19 protein-coding genes and 1 tRNA gene are annotated in these 25167 nt (G+C 71.5%); 4 read left to right on the top strand and 16 right to left on the bottom strand.

Annotated features, from left to right (window positions below; all coding sequences use genetic code 11):
- The first annotated feature begins 69 nt into the window (after positions 1-69).
- Complete coding sequence (locus ASC58_RS07890) at positions 70-1221, top strand: glycosyltransferase family 4 protein (protein WP_056918927.1); 1152 nt, start codon at positions 70-72, stop codon at positions 1219-1221.
- Here the strand turns inward: ASC58_RS07890 and ASC58_RS07885 are convergent.
- On the bottom strand, positions 1181-3184 hold the full coding sequence (locus tag ASC58_RS07885) for a hypothetical protein (RefSeq protein ID WP_056918926.1): 2004 nt from the start codon (positions 3182-3184) through the stop codon (positions 1181-1183). The genes ASC58_RS07890 and ASC58_RS07885 overlap by 41 nt on opposite strands.
- Before the next feature lie 7 nt (positions 3185-3191).
- Positions 3192-5864 (bottom strand): DNA polymerase I, encoded by a 2673-nt coding sequence (polA, locus tag ASC58_RS07880; RefSeq protein ID WP_056918925.1) that lies wholly within the window; start codon positions 5862-5864, stop codon positions 3192-3194.
- 19 nt (positions 5865-5883) lie between these two features.
- Between polA and ASC58_RS07875 the strand changes: the two genes are divergently transcribed.
- The 3 genes from ASC58_RS07875 to ASC58_RS07865 all read left to right on the top strand — a co-directional run bounded on the left by ASC58_RS07875 (position 5884) and on the right by ASC58_RS07865 (position 9649).
- Positions 5884-6327: a PaaI family thioesterase gene (locus ASC58_RS07875; protein ID WP_056914285.1), complete on the top strand. Its 444-nt coding sequence runs from the start codon at positions 5884-5886 to the stop codon at positions 6325-6327.
- Between the two features lie 156 nt (positions 6328-6483).
- Positions 6484-8286: a DUF1800 domain-containing protein gene (locus ASC58_RS07870; protein WP_056918924.1), complete on the top strand. Its 1803-nt coding sequence runs from the start codon at positions 6484-6486 to the stop codon at positions 8284-8286.
- 7 nt (positions 8287-8293) lie between these two features.
- Positions 8294-9649, top strand: a complete 1356-nt coding sequence (locus ASC58_RS07865; RefSeq protein ID WP_082553083.1) for a DUF1501 domain-containing protein — start codon at positions 8294-8296, stop codon at positions 9647-9649.
- Between the two features lie 5 nt (positions 9650-9654).
- On the opposite strand, the gene ASC58_RS07860 is transcribed toward ASC58_RS07865, so the two are convergent.
- From ASC58_RS07860 to ASC58_RS07795, 14 genes are all read right to left on the bottom strand, one after another.
- Positions 9655-10236, bottom strand: a complete 582-nt coding sequence (locus ASC58_RS07860; RefSeq protein ID WP_056914283.1) for a GNAT family N-acetyltransferase — start codon at positions 10234-10236, stop codon at positions 9655-9657.
- Between the two features lie 226 nt (positions 10237-10462).
- Entirely contained in the window at positions 10463-10993 is a 531-nt protein-coding gene (locus ASC58_RS07855) for a GNAT family N-acetyltransferase (protein ID WP_056914282.1), read from the bottom strand.
- A gap of 3 nt (positions 10994-10996) precedes the next feature.
- On the bottom strand, positions 10997-11608 hold the full coding sequence (locus tag ASC58_RS07850) for an ANTAR domain-containing response regulator (protein ID WP_056914281.1): 612 nt from the start codon (positions 11606-11608) through the stop codon (positions 10997-10999).
- Positions 11609-11711: 103 nt separating this feature from the next.
- Positions 11712-11797: transfer RNA gene (locus tag ASC58_RS07845), tRNA-Leu, on the bottom strand.
- Between the two features lie 90 nt (positions 11798-11887).
- Complete coding sequence (pyk, locus tag ASC58_RS07840) at positions 11888-13339, bottom strand: pyruvate kinase (protein WP_056914280.1); 1452 nt, start codon at positions 13337-13339, stop codon at positions 11888-11890.
- 145 nt (positions 13340-13484) lie between these two features.
- On the bottom strand, positions 13485-14939 hold the full coding sequence (locus ASC58_RS07835) for a glutamate synthase subunit beta (protein WP_056914279.1): 1455 nt from the start codon (positions 14937-14939) through the stop codon (positions 13485-13487).
- The gene (gene gltB / locus ASC58_RS07830) at positions 14932-19476 is read right to left on the bottom strand and encodes a glutamate synthase large subunit (protein WP_056918923.1); all 4545 of its coding nucleotides are present in this window, start codon (positions 19474-19476) and stop codon (positions 14932-14934) included. Before gltB ends, ASC58_RS07835 begins: the two co-directional genes overlap by 8 nt.
- A gap of 149 nt (positions 19477-19625) precedes the next feature.
- A complete protein-coding gene (lgt, locus tag ASC58_RS07825; RefSeq protein ID WP_082553080.1) occupies positions 19626-20519 on the bottom strand; it encodes a prolipoprotein diacylglyceryl transferase in 894 nt (297 codons plus the stop codon).
- Positions 20516-21274 carry a thioredoxin domain-containing protein gene (locus ASC58_RS07820; RefSeq protein WP_056918922.1) on the bottom strand — a complete coding sequence of 253 codons (759 nt, stop codon included), beginning with the start codon at positions 21272-21274 and terminating at the stop codon, positions 20516-20518. The genes lgt and ASC58_RS07820 overlap by 4 nt, the downstream gene beginning before the upstream one ends.
- Complete coding sequence (locus ASC58_RS07815) at positions 21271-21822, bottom strand: DoxX family protein (protein WP_235529145.1); 552 nt, start codon at positions 21820-21822, stop codon at positions 21271-21273. Before ASC58_RS07815 ends, ASC58_RS07820 begins: the two co-directional genes overlap by 4 nt.
- Positions 21803-22627, bottom strand: a complete 825-nt coding sequence (trpA, locus tag ASC58_RS07810; protein WP_056918921.1) for a tryptophan synthase subunit alpha — start codon at positions 22625-22627, stop codon at positions 21803-21805. Before trpA ends, ASC58_RS07815 begins: the two co-directional genes overlap by 20 nt.
- Complete coding sequence (trpB, locus tag ASC58_RS07805; protein WP_082553079.1) at positions 22624-23922, bottom strand: tryptophan synthase subunit beta; 1299 nt, start codon at positions 23920-23922, stop codon at positions 22624-22626. Before trpB ends, trpA begins: the two co-directional genes overlap by 4 nt.
- Positions 23919-24710, bottom strand: coding sequence for an indole-3-glycerol phosphate synthase TrpC (gene trpC / locus ASC58_RS07800; protein ID WP_056914274.1), 792 nt, complete (start codon positions 24708-24710; stop codon positions 23919-23921). The genes trpB and trpC overlap by 4 nt, the downstream gene beginning before the upstream one ends.
- Positions 24711-24747: 37 nt before the next feature.
- A complete protein-coding gene (locus ASC58_RS07795; protein ID WP_056918920.1) occupies positions 24748-25164 on the bottom strand; it encodes a DUF2752 domain-containing protein in 417 nt (138 codons plus the stop codon).
- Positions 25165-25167: the final 3 nt, after the last annotated feature.

Here is a 25167-nt window from a genome sequence, read left to right as displayed (position 1 = left end):
ACCCTAGTGCCGCTACGGTTACCCATCAGTCAACATGCCCAACTCCCACCGTTGTGAGGATGTGCACACGTGCGTCTCGCGTTTCTCAGCTGGCGCGACTTCACGCACCCTGAGGGAGGCGGCGCCGAGCACTACCTCGAGACCGTTGCCGAGCACCTCGCCGCGCGTGGCCACGACGTGACCTTCTACTGCGCCGCCCACGGCGACGCCCGGGCCACCGAGGTGCGTCGCGGGGTCACCTTCCGGCGCCAGGGCGGCCGCCTCACGGTGTATGCCGCCGCGACGCGGGCGCTGCGCCGGGACGAAGCCGCCCACGGGGCGTACGACGCGGTGGTGGACACCCAGAACGGCATCCCGTTCTTCTCGTCACTCTGGACCCGCACTCCCGTCGTCGTCCTGGTGCACCACGTCCACCGGGAGCAGTGGCCGGTCGTGTTCGGCCCGGTCGCAGCGCGCGTGGGGTGGTTCATCGAGTCGAGGATCGCACCGCGGGTCTACCGTTCCCGTCAGTACGTCGCCGTGTCCGGCCGCACCCGCGACGAGCTCGTGGACCTCGGCGTCACCGGTGCGCACATCGCCGTGATCCACAACGGGACCGACGCCCCACTGGCCCTGGGGGTCGCGCGTGCCGCCGACCCGACCCTCATCGTCCTGGGCCGGCTCGTCCCCCACAAACGTGTCGAGCACGCGATCGACGTGGTCGCCCGGCTGCGGCCCACCCACCCGGGCCTACGGCTGCGCGTCGTCGGCCACGGCTGGTGGCACGACCGCATCGCCGAGCACGCCCACGCCTCGGGGGTCGAGGACGATGTCGCCCTCCTCGGGTTCGTCGACGAGGCCACCAAGCACGCCGAGCTCTCGAGCGCCTGGGTCGCGCTTGCGCCCAGCGTCAAGGAGGGCTGGGGGCTCTGTGTCGTGGAGGCTGCCAGCCACGGGGTGCCGACCGTGGCGTACTCAGATGCGGGGGGGCTGTCGGAGTCGATCATCGATGGCCGCACCGGCATGCTGGTCGACGACCTCGACGCCATGACCCGGGCCGTGTCCGCGCTCCTCGCCGACGCCGGGCTGCGCGCCGAGCTGGGCGGACACGCGCGTGACTACGCGCGCCAGTTCACCTGGGTGGGAACGGCGCAGCACTGGGAGGTCCTCTTGGACCACGTGACACAACGAGGGGCGCCGGTCACGATGACCGACGCCCGCTCCGAGACCGTACGGGGCTGACTAGCCGCCGTAATTGAGCAGGTCCTCGGGCGGCACGATGTCCTTCTTGCCGTCGACGATGGCCGTGCTGTCCTTCGGGCCGTTCGCACTGATCACGCCGAAGACCGCCGCTGTGGCGGCACCACCACCGATGACGACGCTGAGCAGGGTGATGGCTGCGGCAGACGACACGGCTCCGCGCTCGTCGCGTCGCAAGAACTTCATGCTCGGTGGCCTCCAGGCTCGGTGGTGTTGCGCAGAGGTTACCGGCTGGTTCTGCTTTTCGCGCAATCCTTCGGGGATTTCTCACCCCCCCCCGTGTCACCGCCCACACGCGGAAGTGCGGGCCGTCGAACACCGTGACCAGCCCGTCGGTCTTCCTCCAGCGAGCCCCCGGGCTGTCCAGCCACTCGACGACCGTGGTGATCCCCCGCCGTCGCAGCTGGACCGGATCGGGTCCGCCGGGCGTCGCCCCGAGGCCGAGCTCGGCACTCGTGACCACGTCGTCGTCGACGGTCCACCGCTGCTGTCCTCGCGCGACGACGAGCTGACGGGACACCACCACCGGGACGCCGAGTGCCCTGGGGGTGGGGTCGAGGAACGGCTGGTCCCCCACCCATGGGGTCCGCCGGAACGCCTGGAAGGGGAGCACGAGGACTTGCCCGCCGCCTGCCGCCCCCTCCGCGGCGCGCACCATCGGCGCCCAGTCCGACGGCAGGGTGACCGGGCGGTATCCCCGGGAGACGACCGAGGGCAGGTCGGGCACGGCGAGGACCGCCGCGGAGAGGACCACCACGGCCCCGACCACTCCGGGCATGCGAGAGGCACTTCGGCGCAGCGTCCTTCCCGGGCGGGACCGCGTGCGCCACGCGAGTTCACCGACGGCCACCCCGACGAGGACTGCACTGGCGACGGCGCTGAGTCCCAGCCACCGGTGGGTGTCCCTTCCGATCGCGACGCCTGGCACCTGTTGCAAGCTCGAGAAGAGCTCGAGCGCGGGCCCAGCGAGGACGACTGCCACTGCCACCGGCACCAGCCAGGCCGCACCCGCCAGGAGCCCGGCCGAGCGTCCGGACCTGCGGGTCAGTGCCACGAGGCCGACGAGCGAGGCGGCCACGAGGAGCATCGAGGCGGCTACCCCGACCACGGACGTGCGCGACCCCGGCACCGTGGCCGCAGCCCAGCTGCCTCCCAGGGTGAGTGCCGAGCCCACCAGCCCGAGCGGGGAGTCGGCCCGCAGGGCGAAGGCGCGCGCGCCGTCGGGGTCGGCCCCACCTGTGGAGTTCGCCAGGGCCGGCACGAGCCAGGGCAGGGACCACAGGACCGACAGCATGGTGACACCGCCCATCCAGGTCAGCCGCCGCCTCCACGAGGTGGCCAGGCTGGCCCCGATGGTGACGAACGCGGCCACGAGCGCCCCCCAGGGAGTCAGCGCCGCGGGGAGGGCGCAGCCGAGCACGAGACCGAGCGCGCGCGATGTCGAGAGCCGCGAGCGCACGGCGACGACCAGCCAGGGCGTCATCGAGTACGCGAGCAGGGTGGGTGGTTGGCCCAGGGCCAACCGCTCGGCAACGAAGGGGTTCCAGGTGGCGACGGCGGCGCCAGCGACCATGGCGGCCGTCCCGCGCCACCGGAGCAGCACGGCCACACCGGTCCCTGCGAGGAACAGGGTCGCGACGAGCATGACCTGCTGCTGCACGCCCGTCCCCAGCAGGGGGGACAGCGCGGCCATGACTGCGTCGAGTGGGACGGCGCGCGGCGGCTCGCCGTCACCGCCGAGCAACCCCCTGCCGCGCGCGAGCTCCGGGACGGTCACGAAGTCGCGGTAGAGGTACACCCCGGGCCCCAACGAACGGCCACAGACCACGAGGGCCAGGGCCAGACTCACCAGAGTGGCGGGGAGCACGCCCCAGCGGCCGACCGGCCGGACACGGTCGACCGAGGAGTCCGGGTCCTGCTGCAGATCCGGCCGCGGACGCACCATCCTCGTCTCAGTGGGCGGCGTCGTGCCAGGAACGGCCGACGCCGACGCTCACCTCGAGCGGGACGTCCATCTCCATGGCACCGCCCATCTCACGGCGGACCAGCGCCTCGACATCGTCCCGCTCGCCCGGGGCGATCTCGAGGACGAGCTCGTCGTGGACCTGGAGGAGCTGGCGGGACCGGGCACCCGACTCGGTGAGGGCCTTGTCGACCCGCAGCATGGCGAGCTTGATGATGTCGGCGGCCGAGCCCTGGATCGGCGCGTTGAGTGCCATCCGCTCGGCCATCTCGCGGCGCTGGCGGTTGTCGGAGGTCAGGTCGGGCAGGTACCGGCGGCGCCCGAGCATGGTCTGCGTGTACCCCGTGCCCCGCGCCTCGGCGACGACCTCGGTCAGGTAGTCGCGCACACCACCGAACCGGGCGAAGTACTCGTCCATGAGCCCCTGCGCCTCACCGGTCGAGATGGTGAGCTGCTTGGACAGGCCGAAGGCCGACAGGCCGTAGGCCAGGCCGTACGACATCGCCTTGACCTTGGAGCGCATCGCCGACGTGACGTCCTGCGGCTCGACGTGGAAGACGCGCGAGCCGACGAACCGGTGCAGGTCCTCCCCCGTCCGGAACGCCTCGATGAGCCCCTCGTCGCCGGACAGGTGCGCCATGATCCGCATCTCGATCTGGCTGTAGTCGGCCGACATCAGCGACTCGTACCCCTCACCGACGACGAACACCTCGCGGATGCGGCGGCCCTCGTCGGTGCGGATCGGGATGTTCTGGAGGTTGGGGTCGGTCGAGCTGAGACGACCCGTGGCGGCGATCGTCTGCTGGTACGTCGTGTGGATGCGGCCGTCGTCGGCCACCGACTTCAGCAGCCCTTCGACGGTGACCCGCAGGCGGGAGGCGTCACGGTGGCGCAGCAGCGCCTCGAGGAACGGGTGCTCGGTCTTGGTGAACAGGTCGGTCAGCGCGTCGGCGTCCGTGGTGTACCCGGTCTTGGTGCGCCGCGTCTTCGGCAGCCCCAGCGTCTCGAACAGCACCACCTGCAGCTGCTTCGGCGAACCGAGGTTGATCTGGTCGCCCCCGATCGCGTCGTAGGCGTCCTCCTGGGCCTCGCGCACCTTGGCGGCGAAGTCGGCCTCGAGCCCGGTCATGGTCTCGGTGTCGGCCCCGATGCCGGTGCGCTCCATCCCGGCGAGGACGTGCTCGAGCGGCAGCTCGACGTCGCGCTGCAGGGAGGTGCCCCCGGTGGCCTCCAGCTGCTCGGCCAGCGACGCCGCGAGGTCGAGGACGGCGCGGGCCCGGACCATCGACTCCTGCGCCCCGGTGTCCTGGTCGTCGCCGAAGTCGAGCAGCCCCTGGCCGCTGTCGGCGGTCTCGGCGCGCAGCTCGCGGCCGAGGTGCCGCAGCACCAGGTCGGACAGGTCGTAGGAGCGCTGGTCGGGCCGGACCAGGTAGGCCGCGAGCGCCGTGTCGGTCTCGATGCCGTCGACCGCCCAGCCGCGAGCTGCCAGGGCGAGCAGCGGACCCTTCGCGTCGTGCAGCACCTTGGGCCGCATCGGGTCAGCCAACCAGGCCCCGACAGCCGCCTCCCCGGCCGGGTCGAGCGCCGCGAGGTCGACGTATGCGGCTGCATCACCGTCGGTGGCCAGCGCGAGGGCGGTGGCGTCCCCGGTGCCGCGACCCCAGCTGCCGACGACGTGCACGCCGACGCGGGCCCCGGCGGCGGCATACTCCTGCAACCAGCCGGCCACCTCGTCGGGGGCGAGCACGCTCCCCTCGAGGTCGAAGCCGTGCTCGGCCTCCTCCTGCGGCGCCTCGAGGTACTCGAAGAGGCGGTCGCGCAGCACCCTGAACTCGAGGCTGTCGAAGACCGTGTGGACCTGGTCGCGGTCCCAGTTCTGCCGCTCGAGCTCGTCGATGGTGACCGGCAGCTCGAGGTCGGTGAGGAGGTGGTTGAGCCGGCGGTTGCGCAGGACGCCGTTGAGGTGCTCGCGCAGCGACTCCCCCGCCTTGCCCTTGATCTCGTCGGCGTGCGCGACGACGCCCTGCAGGTCGCCGTAGAGCCCGAGCCACTTGGCCGCGGTCTTGGGTCCGACACCGGGGACCCCGGGCAGGTTGTCGCTGGTCTCCCCGACGAGGGCGGCGAGGTCGCTGTAGCGCTCCGGCGCCACGAGGTACTTCTCCTCGACCGCCTTGGGGTCCATCCGCCAGACCTCGGAGACACCGCGCACGGGGTACAGCAGGGTCACCTTGTCGGTCACGAGCTGGAAGGCGTCACGGTCGCCGGTGCAGATGACGACGTCCATCCCCTGCGCGGTCGCCTGGGTGGTCAGCGTCGCGATGACGTCGTCGGCCTCGAAGCCGTCGAGCTGCACGTGCTTGATCTTCAGCGCGTCGAGCACCTCACGGACCAGCGCCACCTGGCCCTGGAACTCGCTGGGGGTCGCGGACCTGGTCGCCTTGTACTCGGCGTACTCCTCGCTGCGGAACGTCTTGCGGCTCACGTCGAACGCGACGGCGAGGTGGGTGGGTTGCTCGTCGCGCAGCACGTTGATCAGCATCGACGTGAAGCCGTAGACCGCGTTGGTGTGCTGACCGGTGCTGGTCGAGAAGTTCTCGACCGGCAGCGCGAAGAAGGCCCGGTAGGCGAGGGAATGTCCGTCGAGGAGCAGGAGGCGACTCACGCATGGCAGCCTATTGGTTATGAGTGACACCCCCGAGACCACCGACGACTTCGGCCCCGCCCTCGCGGCGATGCAGGCGATGAACCCCGACTCGCTCCTGCACCGGATGCAGATCGAGGTGCTCGAGGGCACCCCGCACCGGGTCGTCGGCCGGATGCCGGTCGCCGGCAACACCCAGCCGTACGGCCTCCTGCACGGTGGGGCCTCGGTGGTCCTGGCCGAGACGCTCGGCTCCATCGGAGCGGCGCTGCACGCCGGTCCGGAGCGGATCGCGGTGGGCCTGGACATCAACGCGACGCACCACCGGGCGGCGCGTTCCGGGTTCGTCACCGGGACCGCGACGGCGCTCTCGCTCGGCAGCACCCTCGCGTCGTACGAGGTCGTCATCACCGACGAGCAGGAACGGCGCATCTGCACCTGCCGCATCACCTGCCTGGTGCGGGCGGCGGCACCCGGGGCCTGACCCCCGAAACCCGACATTTCGACCCGCTTCGTCAGGGCGTGGTCAGCGCAAGGTCAAGGGCCGGTCAAGTGGGCTGGGAAGCCGTCCGTTGGTCCCCCGTCGAACGGCCCGAACGGGTGACGACGCCCCCGTGACGCGCGGGAGACGATCGACGACGTGCCCCCCAGCATCATCCGCAACCGCTCGGCCGTCGCCACCGACTCCCCCCAGTCACCCCCCACCGCGACCGGCCCCCTCCCCGACGCCCGGACCGAGCCGGCCGGGGCCAAGGTCACCCGACGCGGCGCCGTGGGCGCCGTGGCGGCCGCGGCGGTCGACGCCGTCGCCCCGCACCGGTCCCCCAGCACCTACACCGCCCCGACCGTCGCCAACCCGATCACGCAGCGCCCCCTCCCCCAGCAGCTGGCCAAACCCCCTGTCACCGCGCACGACCCGGCCCCCGCCACGATCGACCGCGCCTACACCCCCCGGAAGGGCGTCGCCTACACCTCATCCACCTCGACGGCCAGGGCCACCGCTGGAGCCACCGCCGTCGCCGCACCCAGCCCCGCCCTGCACCTGGCCCGGCGTGCGTCGTGGGGCGCCACCCCCGCCCTGGTCGCCGAGATCGCGGCCAAGGGAACGACCGCCTGGATCGACGCCCAGCTCAGCCCCCTGACCGCCGTCCCCGACACCGCGATGGACTCCTTGGTGACCACCCAGTGGCCCATCCTCAACAGCCGGATCTGGGGCGTGCGGGACAAGTACTACCCCGACAGAACCGGCGACGCCGGCTACGCCGTCATCCAGGCCTACCTGGCCCGCGCGATCTGGTCCAAGCGCCAGCTGCTCGAGGTGATGGTGGACTTCTGGACCAACCACCTCGTCGTCACCGGCCCATGGGGCGACGCGTGGGACAGCCTGCACCGCTACCACCTCGACGTGATCCGCCGGAACGCCCTCGGCCGGTACTCCGACATGCTGGTCGCGGCGGCCAAGCACCCCGCGATGCTGCAGCAGCTCGACAACGCGTTCTCCACCAAGCGGTCCCCCAACGAGAACTTCGGCCGTGAGCTGCTCGAGCTGCACACCGTCGGTGTCGACGGCGGATACCGGGAGTCCGACATCCGCCGGTCCGCCCTGGTCCTCACGGGCATGGGCATCGACTTCGAGACCGGCGAGTACCTCTGGCGCGACATGCGGCACTACCGCGGCAAGGTCTCGCTGCTCACCTGGAGCAACGACAACGCCTCGCCCGCCGGGACCCCGGTCGTGGAGTCCTACCTCAACTACCTCGCCCGGCACCCGAAGACGGCCCGCCGCATCGTCACCAAGCTCGCGGTCCGCTTCGTGTCGGACACCCCGCCGACGACGCTCATCGACCGGCTGGCCCAGGTCTACCTCGCCAACGACACCCAGATCGCCCCGGTGCTGCGGGCACTGCTCACCTCCCCGGAGTTCTCCGCCTCTGCGGGCCAGAAGACCAAGCGACCGCTCGAGAACATCGTCTCGGCGGTCCGCGTCCTCGGCGCCCAGCCCGGGGCCGACCTCCCCGGCTGGCTCAACGACCTGCTGTGGATGGCCCAGACCGCGGGACAGGCCCCCATGGGGTGGCCCGCGCCGAACGGCTACCCCGACGTGGCGCCTGCCTGGGCCGGGGCCGGCACCACCCTGACCACCTGGAACTTCCACATGTACCAGACGTGGACGGCCTCCGACCCCGCCACGACCAAGGTGAAGTACCCGGCCCTCCGGACCCTGCTCCCCACCACCGCACCCGCGACGTATGGCGCGTACGTGGACGCCCTCGCGCAGCGCCTCACCCAGGCACCGCTGCCCGCCGCCAAGCGCGACGCGGTCTGCGCGTTCCTCGACAAGACCGCTGCCACGACCCTGTCCGCGAACGACGCCGCCCTCGGCTGGCGCCTGCCCTACGTCGTCGCGCTCATCCTCGACTCCCCCGAGTTCGCAACCCGCTGAGGCCCTGATGACCCACACCACCCTGCCCGGCACCGCGCCCGTCCCCGTCGAGGGTGCCGCCCCCGGCCCCCCGTCAGCTGACGCCTGCGGCTGCCCCGACTTCGTCCGCACCATCAGGGACACCGGCTTCTCGCGCCGCGGCTTCCTCGCCGCCTCCGGGCTCGGCGCCGCCGGCGCCCTCACCCTCGGCTCGACCTCGGCCGAGGCCGCGACGCAGCTGACGTTCGCCGACGCCGGCTACACCGGTGACACCCTCGTCGTGCTGTCCTTCCGCGGCGGCTTCGACGGCCTCACCGCGGTCGCACCCGTCGGCGACGCCGCGTACTACGAGGCCCGGCCCAACATCGCCGTCCCCCAGTCCCGCGGGCTCAAGCTCGACGCGCGCTTCGCCCTCCACCCGGCACTGGCCCCCCTTCTGCCCCTGTTCACGTCCGGTCGCCTGGCCATGGTGCACGCGGTGGGCCAGCCCAACCCCACGCGGTCGCACTTCACCGACATGGACGAGATGGAGCGCGCCGCCCCCGGGTCCTCCCTGCGGACGGGCTGGCTGGACCGCATGGTCGGCGCGACCACGACCCCCGGTCCCTTCGCCGCGACCTCGCTCGCGTCGACCAGCGCCCCGCGCTCCCTCATGGGCCCCACGGTCGAGCTCGCCATGCGCAGCCTGGACAGCTTCGACCTGGCCGGCGCGTGGGACGCCACCGAGATGAGCCGGTGGACCAAGGCGCTCGGCGCCCTCTACGCCGGTGCGCCCGCGCAGCTCGCCGGACCGGCGAACACCGCACTCAGCACGGTCGGCACGACCACCGCGCTGACCAGCACCCCCTACACGCCTGCCGGTGGCGCGGCATACCCGTATGGCGCGCTCGGCGACGCACTGCGCGATGCAGCCCGCCTCATCAAGGCCGGCGTGGGCCTGCGAGCGGTGACCATCGACTCCGGCAACTGGGACATGCACGTCAACCTCGGACGCTCCGACGGCGGGTGGATGTACAACCAGCTCACGGAGGTCGGCAAGGCGCTCGCCGCGTTCAACACCGACCTGGGGGCAGCGGGCGACAAGGTCACGCTCGTGACGCTCTCGGAGTTCGGCCGTCGCGTGGCGGAGAACGGCTCCGGCGGCGTGGACCACGGGTACGGCAACGTCTCGTTCGTCATGGGCGGCGGCGTCAACGGGGGCAAGGTCTACGGGACCTGGCCCGGCCTGACTCCGGACAAGCTCCTCGCCGGCGACCTCAACGCCACGACGGACTACCGCATCGTCCTCGGCGAGATCCTCGAGAAGCGCTGCGGCATCACCGCCGGCACCGTCCTGCCCGGGGTGCCGACGACCCGGCTGGGGATCGCCAGGCCCCAGAGCTGACCCAGTCAGCCGGCCAGGCGGTTGGCCGACTGGGCGGCCCGTGCCCGCAGCGACCGGCGACGGTGCAGCAGCGCCTCGAGCGAGTGCGTGCGCTGCTCGTCGGTGCCCAGTCGCCGGCGCAGGGCGGCCACCGTGGTGATCCGTCGGACCACCTGCGAGCTGAAGCCCAGGCGAGCGAAGAAGCGGTTGGCCTCGCGGTGCTGCGCGGGCACGTTGCAGCCGATCTGCTCGCACCCGCGCGAGTCGGCGTAGACCGTGACGGCACCCATGAGCTGGCGCGCGACGCCGTGCTTGCGCGACTCGGGCACGACGTACAGCTGGTCGATCGTCACGCAGGGAGCCTCGGTGAGCGCTGAGAAGGGGCTCGTGGCGGCGACGGCGAACCCGACCGCGCGCCCGTCCGCCATCGCGACGTAGGCCCGGACGTCCTCACGGCCCAGGGCGGCGGCGACGCGGCCCTCCGACGCGGCTCGGGCAGCGACCTCCGGGCTGACCCCGGCCTCGACCCGGGCCGACATCCACAGCTCGGTGAACGCTCGCTGCTCGTCCTCGCGCACACGCTTGACGCTGATCGCGGGACGGCTCACCGGTTCCTCCATCATCGACGGTCTGACTCGTGTGTGCGCGGCTCCCCCGAGGGCCGCTGGCCGTTCCAGGAACGCGCCAGGAGTAGGACTCTAGAGCCACCGCGCTCCATTAGTGAAGTCTTCAACAGAACTGCTCCGTGCAAGTGAATGGGCTTGCTTGCGACCACTGGCATTTCGTCGCGACGGCCCTCGGATCAGGAGGCCGTTTCGGCCGCCCGGGCGAGCGTCACAACGGCTGCTCGAACACGTAGTCGTCCTCGTACCGGTCCCCCACGAGGAACCGCTTGGTGCCCACCTGCGTGAACCCGCTCTTGGCGTAGAACCGCTGAGCGCGTTCGTTGAGCTGGTTGACCCCGAGCCAGGCGCCCCCGGACCCCCTGGCGCGAGCGGCGTCGAGGGCGGCCGCCATCAGGAGCCTGCTGGTGGCGCCGCCGTGCTGGTCGGGCAGCACGTAGATCTTGCTCAGCTCCGACGTCGGCCGCAGGCTCAGCGCCGCCTGTACGTCCGGGTCGGACGGTTCCCCCGTGACGAGCATGGCGTAGCCCGTCGCCGTGCCGCCGTCCTCGGCGAGGAACAGGTCACGGGCGGGGTCGGCGAGGTACTCGACGAACCGCTCCTCCGACAGCACGTTGGCGATGAAGGTCGCGATGGCCTCCGGCGTCACGTGCGGTGGACAGGCCAGGGCGAAGGTCGCCGCGGCGACGCCGGCCAGCGCCTGCGCGTCGGCCGCCGAGGCCGCGCGAACCACTGCCGGCACCGGTCAGGCCTTGTCCATGCCGGTGACGACGGCCTCGGCCACCTCGCGCATGCCCAGGCGACGGTCCATCGCCGTCTTCTGGATCCATCGGAACGCCTCCGCCTCGGAGATCTTCAGCTTCTTCATGAGGATGCCCTTGGCCCGGTCGACGGCCTTGCGCGTCTCGAGCCGCTCGCCGAGGTCGGCGATCTCGCTCTCGAGCGCCTTCACCTCGGTCCAGCGGTGCCGGGCGATGTCGATGGCCGGCGCGAGGTCGGAGGCCGTGAACGGCTTGACGATGTACGCCATCACGCCGGCGTCGCGCGCCCGCTCCACCAGCTCGGTCTGGCTGAAGGCGGTGAGCATCACCACGGGGCAGATCTTCGCCGAGCCGATCTCCTCGGCTGCGGTGATGCCGTCCATGACGGGCATCTTCACGTCCATGATCACCAGGTCGGGCGTGAGCTCCTTGGCCATCTCGACCGCCTGCTCGCCGTTGCTCGCCTGCCCGACGACCTCGTAACCGAGCTCGGCCAGCATCTCGGCGAGGTCGAGGCGGATCAGCGCCTCGTCCTCCGCCACGAGGATCCGCGTGGGGGCTTTGGTGGTGGTCGTCGTCGACTGGGTCTCGCTCACAGGACTGAGCCTATGGGACGCACGTTAACGGCATGTTGCGTGCCCGGCGTGGGGACGCCCCACTGGGCGAGACCGGTGCTCCACGGCGAGAGTGGGAGGTCTGTGGTGCCGAAGGCGGGACTCGAACCCGCACGCCCTTTCGAGCAGAGCATTTTGAGTGCTCCGTGTCTGCCATTCCACCACTTCGGCGCAGCTCGCCGGACGGGCCGGCGGAGGTGCGGGAGCAGCATACAAGCGGGTGGGGGCGGTGCCCGCCACCCGCTGGCACCCCTCGCGGCGTCAGTCCTCGAGGTCCTCGTAGGCGGGCGCGACCTTGTTGACCGCGTCACCCATCTTGTGGACGCGAAGGGCGTTGGTGGAGCCGGGGATGCCGGGGGGCGAGCCGGCGACGATGACGACGAGGTCGCCCTCCTTGACGCGGCCGTCGGCGAGCAGGGTCTTGTCGACCTGGCGCGCCATCTGGTCGGTGTGCCGGGCCATCGGCACGAGGAAGGTCTCGATGCCCCACGCGAGGGCGAGCCGCGAGCGGGTGTGCGCCTCCGGCGTGAAGGCCAGCATGGGGATGCGCGGACGGACGCGCGACATCCGCTTGGCCGTGTCACCGGACTGGGTGAACGTGATGAGGTACTTCGCGCCGAGCAGCTCGCCGATCTCGACCGCGGCGGCCGACACGGCGCCACCCATCGTGTGCGGCTTGGTGCCGAGCGGGAGGATGCGGTCGAGGCCATGCTCCTCGGTGCTCTCGATGATGCGGGCCATCGTCTCGACGGCGACGATCGGGTAGGCGCCCACGCTGGTCTCGCCGGACAGCATGAGCGCGTCCGCGCCGTCGAGGACCGCGTTCGCCGCGTCGGAGGCCTCCGCGCGGGTGGGGCGGGGGTTCTCGATCATCGACTCGAGCACCTGGGTGGCGACGATGACCGGCTTGGCGTTGCGGCGGGCAATCTCGATGGCGCGCTTCTGGACCAGCGGCACCTCCTCGAGCGGCAGCTCGACGCCGAGGTCGCCGCGCGCGACCATGACCCCGTCGAAGGCGGCGATGATCTCGGCGAGGTTGTCGACGGCCTGGGGCTTCTCGATCTTGGCGATGACGGGCAGCCGCACGCCCACCTCGTCCATCACCTCGTAGACGTCGTCGAGGTCCTTGGCCGACCGCACGAAGGACAGCGCGATCATGTCGGCGCGCAGGCGCAGCGCCCAGCGCAGGTCCTCCTTGTCCTTCTCGGACAGGGCGGGGACGGACACCGCGACACCGGGAAGGTTGATGCCCTTGTTGTTGCTGACGGTGCCCCCGACCGTGACCCGGCAGCGGACGTCGGTGGCGGTGACCTCGACGGCCTCGAGCGCGACCTTGCCGTCGTCGATGAGCAGCGCGTCACCGGGGCGGACGTCGCCGGGCAGGCCCTTGTAGGTCGTGCCGACCTCGGTCGGGGTGCCGTCGATCTCCCGCGTCGTGATGGTGAACTCGGAGCCGGTGGGCAGGCTCACTGGGCCACCCGAGAAGCGACCCGTGCGGATCTTCGGCCCCTGGAGGTCGACGAGGATCCCGACGGCGTGACCGGTCTCGTCGCTGGCCCGGCGGATGGAGCGGTAGATCTCCTCGTGGTCGGCGTACTCGCCGTGGGAGAGGTTCAGCCGGGCCACGTCCATCCCCGCATCGACGAGCGCACGGATGCGTTCGGGGCTGGAGACAGCCGGGCCGAGGGTGCAGACGATCTTGGCGCGACGCATGGTTGCGACCCTATCGCCCGCCCCGTCCGGAACGTGACGGCGGTCACCCTGCGGACACGCGAACACCCGGTGAACCACCCCTTCCGGGGAGGCCCACCGGGTGTCCGGGTATGCCGTGTTTCGAGTCGCGCAGGACGCCCGCCGCTCAGACGACGAGGGGGCGGTCGTTCGGGTTGATCGGACGCGGCAGGGCGGTCTGGCCGCTGAGGTACTTGTCGACGCCCGCTGCAGCGGAACGGCCCTCGGCGATGGCCCAGACGATGAGCGACTGGCCACGACCGGCGTCACCCGCGACGAAGACGCCGGGCACGCTGGACATGTACTCCTTGTCGCGCTTGATGTTCGAGCGCTCGTCGAGCTCCACCTCGAGCTGCTCCACGACGCCCGGCTGCTCCGGCCCGAGGAATCCCATGGCGAGCAGGACGAGCTGCGCCGGCAGCACCCGCTCGGTGCCCTCGACCTCGTCGAAGCCGTTCTCACCGCGCTGCACGTCGACGACGCGGATGCCGCTGACCTTGCCGTCCTCGCCGAGGACCTCCTTGGTCGACACGGCATACACCCGCTCSCCGCCCTCTTCGTGGGCGGAGGCGACGCGGAAGGTCATGGGGTAGGTGGGCCACGGCTGGCCGGCCACCCGCTCCTCCCCCGGCTGGGGCATGATCTCCAGGCTCGTGACCGACCTGGCGCCCTGGCGGTGCGAGGTGCCGATGCAGTCGGCGCCGGTGTCACCTCCACCGATGACGATGACGTCCTTGCCCTCCGCGGTGACCTGGCCCTGGACGCTCTCGCCGAGCGCGACCTTGTTGGCCGGCGGCAGGAACTCCATGGCCTGCATGACGCCGTCGAGCTCACGCCCGGGCACCGGCAGGTCCCGGGGGACGGTGGCACCGATGGCCAGGACGACGGCGTCGTACCGGTCACGCAGCTGGCGGCCGGTCACGTCCTCGCCGACCTTGACGCCGCTGCGGAAGCGTGTGCCCTCGGCCTCCATCTGGGAGATGCGGCGGTCGAGCACCGACTTCTCCATCTTGAACTCGGGGATGCCGTAGCGCAGCAGGCCTCCGGGCTTGTCGGCGCGCTCGTACACCGCCACGGTGTGCCCCGCCCGGGTCAGCTGCTGGGCGGCCGCCAACCCTGCGGGACCGGAGCCGACCACGGCCACGGTCTTGCCGGTGAGGCGTTCGGGCGCCTGCGGCTGGACGTAGCCGGCGTCGAAGGCACGGTCGATCGTCGTGACCTCGATCTGCTTGATCGTCACGGCCGGCTGGTTGATGCCGAGCACGCAGGCGGTCTCGCACGGGGCCGGGCACAGGCGACCGGTGAACTCCGGGAAGTTGTTGGTCGCGTGCAGGCGCTCGATGGCCTCGCGCCAGTCACCCTTCCAGGCGAGGTCGTTCCACTCGGGGATGAGGTTGCCGAGCGGACAACCGCTGTGGCAGAACGGGATCCCGCAGTCCATGCAGCGACCGGCCTGGCGCTGGAGCTGCCCGAGCTCCTGCTCCTCGTAGACCTCCTTCCAGTCCCGGATGCGGACCGGAACGGGTCGGCGGGCCGGGAGCTCGCGCTCGCGCGTCTTGAGAAAGCCCTGGGGGTCAGCCACGGGAAGCCTCCATGATCCGCTCCCAGACCTCGGAGCCGTTGACGTCCAAACCTTCTTCCTCAGCGGCCGCCCGCACGTCGAGGACGCGCTGGTAGTCGCGAGGCAGCACGAGCGTGAACCGGCCGCGCGCCGTGTCCCAGTCCTCGAGCAGCCCTGAGGCCACCGGGGACTCGGTCCACTCGACGTGCTTGGCGAGCAGCTCGCGCACCACCGTCTCGTCGTCCGGTCGCAGCGGCGACAGGTCGACGAGCTCGCGGTTGACCCGGTCCTCGACGATGTCGAGGACATACGCCACGCCACCGGACATGCCGGCCGCGAAGTTGCGACCCGTCGGCCCGAGGACCAGGACGGTGCCACCGGTCATGTACTCGCAGCCGTGGTCGCCCACGCCCTCGACGACCGCGCTGGCGCCGGAGTTGCGGACGCAGAACCGCTCGCCCACCTTGCCGCGCAGGAAGAGCTCGCCGGTGGTCGCGCCGTAGCAGATGACGTTGCCGGCGATGACGTTCTGCTCGGCGGCCAGGGGCGCCGCGCGGTCGGGACGGACGACGACCCGGCCGCCGGAGAGGCCCTTGCCGACGTAGTCGTTGGCGTCGCCGTACAGGCGCAGCGTGATGCCCCGCGGCAGGAAGGCGCCGAGCGACTGCCCGGCCGAGCCCCGGAGCGTGAGGTCGATCGTGTTGTCGGGCAGGCCGTCGGGGTGGGCCTTGGTGACCTCGTGGCCGAGCAGCGTGCCGATGGTGCGGTTGACGTTGCGGACGGCGACCTCGGCCGACACCGGGGTGCCGTCGGTGATGGCTTCCTTGGCGATCGTGATGAGCTGGTGGTCCAGCGCCTTCTCGAGGCCGTGGTCCTGCTTGGTCGTGTTCCGACGCGGCGAGCCGTCGGGGCTCTGCACGTCGGCGAAGATCGGCGACAGGTCCAGGCCCGCGGCCTTCCAGTGGTTGACGGCCTTGGTGGCGTCGATCGACGACACCTGGCCGATGGCCTCCTCGACCGACCGGAAGCCCAGGGCGGCGAGGTGCTCGCGCACCTCCTCGGCGATGTACTCGAAGAACGTCTCGACGAACTCCGGCTTGCCGCTAAACCGCTTGCGCAGCTCGGGGTTCTGGGTGGCGATGCCGACCGGACAGGTGTCGAGGTGGCAGACGCGCATCATGACGCAGCCGCTGACGACGAGCGGCGCCGTGGCGAACCCGAACTCCTCCGCACCCAGCAGGGCGGCGATGACGACGTCACGGCCCGTCTTGAGCTGCCCGTCGCACTGCACGACGATGCGGTCGCGCAGGTTGTTGAGCACCAGCGTCTGCTGGGTCTCGGCGAGGCCGATCTCCCAGGGACCACCGGCGTGCTTGAGCGAGGTCAGCGGCGAGGCGCCGGTGCCGCCGTCGTGGCCGGAGATGAGCACCACGTCGGAGTGCGCCTTGGAGACGCCTGCGGCCACCGTGCCGACCCCGATCTCGGAGACGAGCTTGACGTGGATCCGGGCCTCGGGGTTGGCGTTCTTGAGGTCGTGGATCAGCTGGGCGAGGTCCTCGATCGAGTAGATGTCGTGGTGCGGCGGAGGGCTGATGAGGCCGACGCCGGGCGTGGAGTGACGGGTCTTGGCCACCCACGGGTACACCTTGTGCCCGGGCAGCTGGCCACCCTCGCCGGGCTTGGCGCCCTGGGCCATCTTGATCTGGATGTCACCGGACTTGGTGAGGTAGAGCGAGGTCACGCCGAAGCGGCCCGAGGCCACCTGCTTGATGACCGAGCGGCGCTCGTCGTCCATGAGGCGCTCGACGTCCTCACCGCCCTCGCCGGTGTTGGAGCGCGCGCCGAGCCGGTTCATCGCGATGGCGAGGGTCTCGTGGGCCTCGAGGCTGATCGAGCCGTACGACATCGCGCCGGTGTTGAACCGCTTGACGATCTCGCTGACCGGCTCGACCTCGTCGATCGAGACGGCCTCGCGCGGGTTCGCCCCACCGAGCTCGAACAGGCCGCGCAGCGTCATCAGCCGCTCCGACTGCTCGTCGACCCGCTGGGTGTACTGCTTGAAGATGTCGTACCGGCGCTGGCGCGTCGAGTGCTGCAGGCGGAACACCGTGTCCGGGTCGAACAGGTGCGGCTCGCCCTCCCGGCGCCACTGGTACTCACCGCCCACGTTGAGCTTGCGGTGCGGGAGGCGCACGCCGTCCGGGGGGTAGGCCGCGGCGTGGCGGGCCGCGGTCTCCGCGGCGACGACGTCGAGCCCGATCCCGCCGAGCTGGCTGACCGTGCCGGTGAAGTACCGGTCGACGAGCTCCTGGGACAGACCGATCGCCTCGAACACCTGGGCGCCGCGGTAGGACGCGACGGTGGAGATGCCCATCTTCGACATCACCTTGAGGACGCCCTTGCCGAGCGCCTTGATGAGGTTCTTGACCGCCTGCTCGGAGGTCACGCCCTCGATCGCGCCGGAGCGGACGAGGTCCTCGACCGACTCCATGGCGAGGTAGGGGTTCACGGCGGCGGCGCCGTACCCGATGAGCAGGGCGACGTGGTGCACCTCGCGCACGTCACCCGCCTCGACCACGAGGCCGACCAGGGTGCGGGTCTTCTCGCGGATCAGGTGGTGGTGCACCGCGGAGGTGAGCAGCAGCGACGGGATCGGGGCGTGGTCGCGACCGGAGTCACGGTCGGACAGGACGACGAAGCGGGCGCCGTCGGCGATGGCCTGCGAGACCTCGGCGAAGATCTCCTCGAGCCGGGCCTGCATGGCGGCGGCCCCACCGGTGACGTCGTAGAGCCCACGGACGACGTGGGTGGCGTAGCCGGGCAGGTCGCCGTCGGCGTTGACGTGGACGACCTTCGCGAGCTGGTCGTTGTCGATGACGGGGAACGGCAGCACGACCTGGCGGGCGTGCGCCGGGCTCGCGGCAAGGGCGTTGCCCTCGGGACCGATCACGGTGCCGAGGGAGGTGACCAGCTCCTCGCGAATGGCATCCAACGGGGGGTTCGTCACCTGGGCGAACAGCTGGGTGAAGTAGTCGAAGACCAGGCGGGGACGGTCGGACAGCACCGCGATCGGGGTGTCGGTGCCCATGGAGCCGAGCGCCTCTCCCCCGGTGCGCGCCATCGGCGCGAGGAGGATCTTGAGCTCCTCCTGGGTGTAGCCGAAGGTCTGCTGGCGACGCGCCACCGAGGCGGCGGTGTGCACGATGTGCTCACGCTCGGGGAGGTCGTCGAGGTGGATGAGGCCCGCGTGCAGCCACTCGTCGTACGGGTGCTGGGTGGCGAGGGAGGACTTGATCTCGTCGTCCGACACGATGCGGCCGTGCTCGGTGTCCACCAGGAACATCCGGCCCGGCTGGAGGCGGCCCTTGCGCACGACCCGGGTCGGGTCGAGGTCGAGGACACCGGCCTCGGACGCGAGGACGACCAGGCCGTCGTCGGTGACCGAGTAGCGACCGGGGCGCAGGCCGTTGCGGTCGAGGACCGCACCGATGAGCGAGCCGTCGGTGAACGTGACGCAGGCGGGTCCGTCCCAGGGCTCCATGAAGGTGGAGTGGAACTCGTAGAACGCCCGTCGGGCGGGGTCCATCTCGGTGTGGTTCTCCCACGCCTCGGGGATCATCATCAGGACGGCGTGGGGCAGCGAACGTCCGCCGAGGTGCAGCAGCTCGAGCGCCTCGTCGAAGGACGCCGAGTCGGAGGCCTCGGGGGTGCAGATCGGGAACAGCCGCTCGAGGTCACCGGGGATGACGTCGGAGACGAGCTGGCTCTCGCGGGCGCGCATCCAGTTCCGGTTGCCCTTGACCGTGTTGATCTCGCCGTTGTGGGCGATGAGCCGGTAGGGGTGGGCCAGCGGCCAGCTCGGGAAGGTGTTCGTGGAGAACCGCGAGTGCACCAGCGCGAGCTGGGTCTCGAACCGGCGGTCGGACAGGTCGGGGAAGAACGGCTCGAGCTGACCGGTGGTGAGCATGCCCTTGTAGACGAGGGTGCGGCACGACAGCGAGGGGAAGTAGACCTCGGTCTCGCGCTCGGCCCGCTTGCGCAGGCAGAAGGCCAGTCGGTCCAGGCCGATCCCGACCATCCGGCCGGACGAGGAGCTGACGAACAGCTGGCGGAAGAACGGCATGCAGTCGCGCGCGGCCTGGCCCACGAGCTCGGCGCTCACCGGGACGTCGCGCCAGCCCAGCACGGTGAGGTTCTCCTCCGCGGCGATGGCCTCGATCCGCTCGACGACACGGGCACGCTCGGTCTCGTCGGCGGGCAGGAAGGCGGTGCCCACGGCATACGCGCCGGCGACGGGGAGGTCGAAACCCACGACCGCGCGGAAGAAGGCGTCCGGGACCTGCGTGAGGATGCCCGCGCCGTCGCCCACGAGCGGGTCGGCGCCGGTGGCGCCGCGGTGCTCGAGGTTGCGCAGCGCGGTGAGGGCGTGGTCGACGATGTCGTGACCTGCGCTGCCCCGCATCGTGGCCACGAGGGCCACGCCGCAGGCGTCGTGCTCGAACTCGCGGCGGTAGAGCCCGGTGTCGGCGGGCTGGGCGGAGAAGCGCGCAGAAGTCACGTTCGGGTCACCGTCCTAGAGGGGTCGTGGTGCGTCGGAGCGGCCCTCCTGGACTGTCCGGGGCACACCTGTACACGCGCGTGGACGGCCTTGGCCACGGCTCGGACGAGAATACCGACAACCCTTCTCGTCCTAGCATGTGAGCCGCCCTATTCCGTATGGTGAGATGCCGAGCGTGCGGGGACGGCCACCTCGCGGCGACGCCCCGCCCGGAAGAGGAACAACCCCAGCAGGAACACGAGGATGCTCGTCCACACGTTCACCCGGACCCCGAGGATGTGGTTGGCCTCGTCGCTGCGCATCAGCTCGAAGACGATGCGACCGAGCGGGTACCCCACGACGTAGAGGGCGAACAGCTGTCCCTTGCGCAGCGCCCGGCGGCGGTCCAGCACGACGAGCACCAGCGCGAGGAGCAGGCACCACAGCGACTCGTAGAGGAACGTCGGCTGGAAGGTGCCGAGCACCACCGCCTTGCCCGACGAGTCACGGACCGCGTGTCCCGCGGCGCTGTCCCACTGGTGGATGGTCAGGCCCCACGGGACGTCGGTCGGCCGGCCGTAGAGCTCGTTGTTGAACCAGTTGCCCCAGCGGCCCAGCGCCTGGGCGACCGCGACCCCGGGAGCGGCCGAGTCGACGAAGTCGTGGAACGAGACGCCGTGGCGACGCGCCCCGATCCAGGCCCCCACGGCGCCGAGGGCGATGGCCCCCCAGATGCCGAGGCCCCCCTCCCAGATGGCGAAGGCGCGCCACGGGTGGCCGCCCTCGCCGAAGTAGGCCTGCGGGGAGGTGATGAGGTGGTAGAGGCGACCTCCGACGATGCCGAACGGGACCGCCCAGGCCGAGATGTCGATCGCCTTCTCGGAGGGGTGGCCCCGGTCCGCCAGCCGCCGGCCCGTGATCCACACGGCCGCGACGATCCCGGCCAGGATGCACAGGGCGTAGCCCCTGAGCGGGAACGGCCCGAGGTGCCAGACGCCGGACGTGGGGCTGGGGATGGCGGCCGGGAGGGCCGAGGGGAGGGTCAGGACCGCCGCTGCACTCACTTGGTGGCGGCCTTGACGGCGGCGTCGAGGGACTCGTTGGTGAAGCCGTTGAGGGAGACGTCCTTGCCGTTGAGCTTGAGCGTCGGGGTGCCGTGGACGCCGTCCTTCTCCGACTGGGTCTGGACGGACTCGACGTACTGGTTGTGGGCCCGGCCGTCGTAGCACTGCTGCCAGGTGGTCAGGCCGGCTCCGGTGATCCCGACCTTCTCGGCGAACGACTTCAGCGCCGCGTCGGTGAAGCCGGCGCCCTCCTTCAGCGGCTGCCCCCCGAACGTCGCCGTGTGGTACTCGAGGAACTTGCCCTGGTCGGCGGCGCAGGCCGCCGCGTTGGCCGCGCGGTTGGACGAGTCGTTGCGGAGGTTGTCGTCCAGGAAGCTCAGCGTGTGGAACACGAGCTTGACCTGGTTCTTCTCCGCCAGGGCGGTGATGCCCTCACCGAAGCGGTGCTCGAACTCGGCGCAGATGGGGCACTGGAAGTCCTCGTAGAGGTCCAGCGTCGGCACGTTGGCCGGGGCACCGGGGTTGACCACGATCCCGGTTCCCATCGCGGAGGCACCCTTGGGGAGCGACGACCCACCGGCGGTGGTCGCCGCCTCCTTGTCGCGGCTGCCGAGGATCACGGCGGTCACGACCGCCGCGACGATGACGACCACGACCACGGTGGCCACGACCACCGGGTTGGCGCCCTTGCGCTGCTGCGACTTCGGCGTGGCCGCCTGGATCTTCGCCTTGCGGCTGGCGCTGCTGCTGGTCATGCCGGGGGCCTTTCGTGGTGCGGGTCGGGGTCGATCCGGGCCTGGTCGTGACGGTCCGGGAACAGGAAGCGCTCGAGGCTCAGCGCGGTGCGCGGCCGGAGCACGAGCCAGGCGGCGCAGAGCAGCAGCCCGACGTCCCTGGCGATCTCCTGTGGATACTGCGTCTGGGCCGCCGCAATGGTTCCCCCCTTGCCGAAGCACCCGCAGTCGATGCTCAGGCCGCGGGCCCACGCGGACGAGATCCCGACGATGAACACCACCATGAGGACGCCGCCCACGAGGGCGCTCCCCCGGGTGAACAGGCCCAGCACGAGCAGGACGCCCACGGCGACCTCGAGGATCGGCAGGGCGTACCCCACGTACCCCGCCACGTCGTACGGGAGGAGCTGGTAGGCCCGCACCGCCCGGGCGGACGTCTCGAGGTGGCCCACCTTGAGCAGTCCCGCGACGAGGATGACGGCACCGAGCACGAGCCTGGCCAGCAGACCGATGACGTCCCGGGTCCGCGGCCGGGCGAGCACGCCCACGTCAGCGACCGCTCCGGACACCCTCGGCCAGCTCGGCGACGAGGGCCCGCAGGACGGTGATGCCGGACTCGAGGTCGGCGGCCTCCGTGAGGCACCGCACGAGGGCGGACCCGACGATGACCCCGTCGGCGTAGGCGGCCACCTCGGCCGCCTGCGCGCCGGTCGAGACCCCGAGGCCGACGCAGACGGGCAGGTCGGTCGCGGCCTTGGTGCGGCTGACGATGACCGAGGCCGCGTCGCCCATCGAGGTGCGCGCACCGGTGACTCCCATGTGGGAGACGGCGTAGACGAACCCGCGGCAGCGCTCGGTGACCGAGGCGATCCGCTCGTCCGTCGAGCTGGGGGCGACCAGGAAGACCCGGTCCAGCCCGCTGGCGTCGCTCGCGGCGATCCACTCGCCGGCCTCGTCGGGGATGAGGTCCGGCGTGATGATGCCGGCTCCCCCGGCTGCCGCGAGGTCGGTCGCGAAGGCGGTCGGTCCGTGGCGCAGGATGAGGTTCCAGTACGACATCACCAGTGGCGGGGCGCCGGCGTCACGCACGGCGCGGGTGGCCGTGAAGACGTCACCGACCCGGACGCCGTGCTTGAGGGCCTGGTCCGCGGCATACGCGATGACCGGTCCGTCCATGAGCGGGTCGCTGTAGGGGATGCCCACCTCGACGATGTCCACGCCTGCCTCGACCATGGCCACCATCGCCGCGATCGAGCCCTCGACGGTCGGGAAGCCCACGGGCAGGTAGCCCACGAGGGCCGCGCGGTTCTCCTCGCGGCAGCGGGCCAGGACGTCGCTGACCCCGATGCCGGTCGTGCCGGTGGCGGTGCTCACAGCTGGGTCCTCCCGTCGCCCTCGGCGCCCGGTTCGTCGGCCGTGCCGGGCGGGACCGCGTCGCCGTCGATGAGGCCGAAGTACTCCGCGGCCGTGTGCATGTCCTTGTCGCCGCGCCCTGACAGGTTGACCAGGAGCAGCGCGTCCGGACCGAGCTCACGACCCACCTCGATGGCACCGGCGAGCGCGTGTGCCGACTCGATGGCGGGGATGATGCCCTCGGTGCGGCAGAGCAGCTCGAAGGCCTTCATGGCCTGCTCGTCGGTGGCGTAGCGGTACTCCGCCCGGCCGGTGTCCCGGAGGTGCGCGTGCTCGGGTCCGACGCTCGGGTAGTCGAGCCCTGCCGAGATCGAGTGCGACTCGAGCGTCTGGCCGTCGTCGTCCTGCATGAGGTAGCTGAACGTCCCGTGCAGCACGCCGGGCGAGCTCGCCGCGAAACGGGCCGCGTGGCGTCCGCCCTCGACACCCTCTCCCCCGGCCTCGACGCCGATGAGGCGGACGTCGGTGTCGTCGAGGAACCGGTGGAAGATGCCCATGGCGTTGGAACCGCCGCCGACGCAGGCGATGACGGCGTCGGGCAGCCGTCCCGCGGTGTCGAGCACCTGGGCCCGCGCCTCGACCCCGATGATGCGGTGGAAGTCGCGGACCATCTCGGGGAACGGGTGCGGGCCGGTCACGGTGCCGAGGATGTAGTGGGTGTCTTCGACGTTGGTCACCCAGTCGCGCAGGGCGTCGTTGATGGCGTCCTTGAGCGTGGCGCTGCCCGTGGGGACCGGCCTGACCTCGGCACCGAGCATCCGCATGCGGGCGACGTTGAGCGCCTGGCGCTCGGTGTCGACCTTGCCCATGTAGATGACGCACTCCAGCCCCATGAGTGCCGCCGCCGTGGCAGTGGCGACGCCGTGCTGGCCGGCGCCGGTCTCGGCGATGACCCGGGACTTGCCCATCCGCTTGGTCAGCAGGGCCTGCGCCAGCACGTTGTTGATCTTGTGCGAGCCCGTGTGGTTGAGGTCCTCGCGCTTGAGGATGATCCGGGCGCCTCCGGCGTGCTCGGCGAACCGGGGCACCTCCGTGATGATGCTGGGACGACCCGTGTAGGTGCGGTGCAGCCGCTCGAGCTCGCCGAGGAACTCGGGGTCGACCATCGCCTTGCGCCGTGCCTCGTCGAGCTCCTCGAGCGCGGGGATCAGCGCCTCGGGGACGTAGCGGCCGCCGAAGTCGCCGAAGCGGCCCGGTCGGGCCACGGGCTCGGGCACGAGCCCGTGCGCAGGGGTGGCAGGCGTCTGGTCGGTCATGAGTGGGCTCCCGCCGCGATGAGGTCGTGGGCTGCCTGTCGTGGCGCACTGCCCCGGACGAGTGCCTCCCCGACGAGCACGGCGTCCGCGCCCTCACCGGCGAAGCGGGCGGCGTCGGCGGGTCCGGAGACCCCGGACTCGGCCACCTTGACGCAGGTGTCGGGGATGAGGGGCGCGAGGCGCCCGAAGGTGTCGGGGTCGACAGCCAGGGTCTTGAGGTTGCGGGCGTTCACGCCGATGACCGACGCACCGGCGTCGACGGCACGGGCCGTCTCGTCCTCGTCGTGGACCTCCACGAGGGCGGTCATCCCGAGGTCGCGGGCCAGCTGCTGCATGCGGACCAGGTCGTCCTGCGCGAGGGCGGCGACGATGAGCAGGATGAGGTCGGCGCCGTGGGCCCGGGCCTCGAACAGCTGGTAGTCCTCCACCATGAAGTCCTTGCGCAGCACCGGGATCCGCACGGCCCGCCGCACCGCATCCAGGTCGTCGAGGGAGCCACCGAACCGGCGGCGCTCGGTCAGGACGCTCACCGCGGTCGCACCACCGGCCTCGTAGTCGGCGGCCAGGGCGGCGGGGTCGGCGATGTCGGCCAGGGCCCCCTTGCTCGGGCTGGCCCGCTTCACCTCGGCGATGAGGGACAACCCGGGCCGGCGCAGGGCGGCTTCGGCGTCGAGCGCGGCAGCCGCGTCGCGGGCGAGCTGCTCGATCCTGGCGGGAGGGGTCGCGGACACGGCGTCCGCGAGGTCCTCGCGGACACCAGCGACGATCTCGTCGAGCACGGTGGCCATGGTTGACAGGCTATAGATCGGGTCCGGCGGCGCCGCGTCAGGGTCGCAGTACGGACAAGGCGGGCAGCAGCCGCAGCAGCCCGAACGCCAGCAGCCCGACGGCCCAGAGCCCACCCACCCACGACGAACGCCGCAGCCAGGTCAGGGGCCGCCCCCGTGCGGCGGCAGCCAGCCACGCGACATACGCACCGGCGGCGAGCAGGACCGTGAGCACGGCATACGCGTTGCTCGACAGGGCGGCCACGACGTGACCCGTGAGGAGGTCGTGGGTGGCGCGCAGGCCACCGCAGGCCGGGCACGGCACGCCGGTGAGGGCAAGGATCGGGCAGACCGGCCACGAGCCCGCGGTGTGCGGGTCACGGGCCAGGAGCGCGGCGGCCGTGAGCAACCCACCGGCACCGACGAGCAGCGGGGCGCGGAGCGGCTCCGGGAGGCGGCTGGCCGCGACCGTCACGGC

It is taken from the genome of Phycicoccus sp. Root101 (assembly GCF_001426245.1).
Lineage (GTDB): Bacteria > Actinomycetota > Actinomycetes > Actinomycetales > Dermatophilaceae > Pedococcus.
Note: the sequence above shows the minus strand (reverse complement) of the source record. Positions and strands in the feature narration are given on the sequence as shown.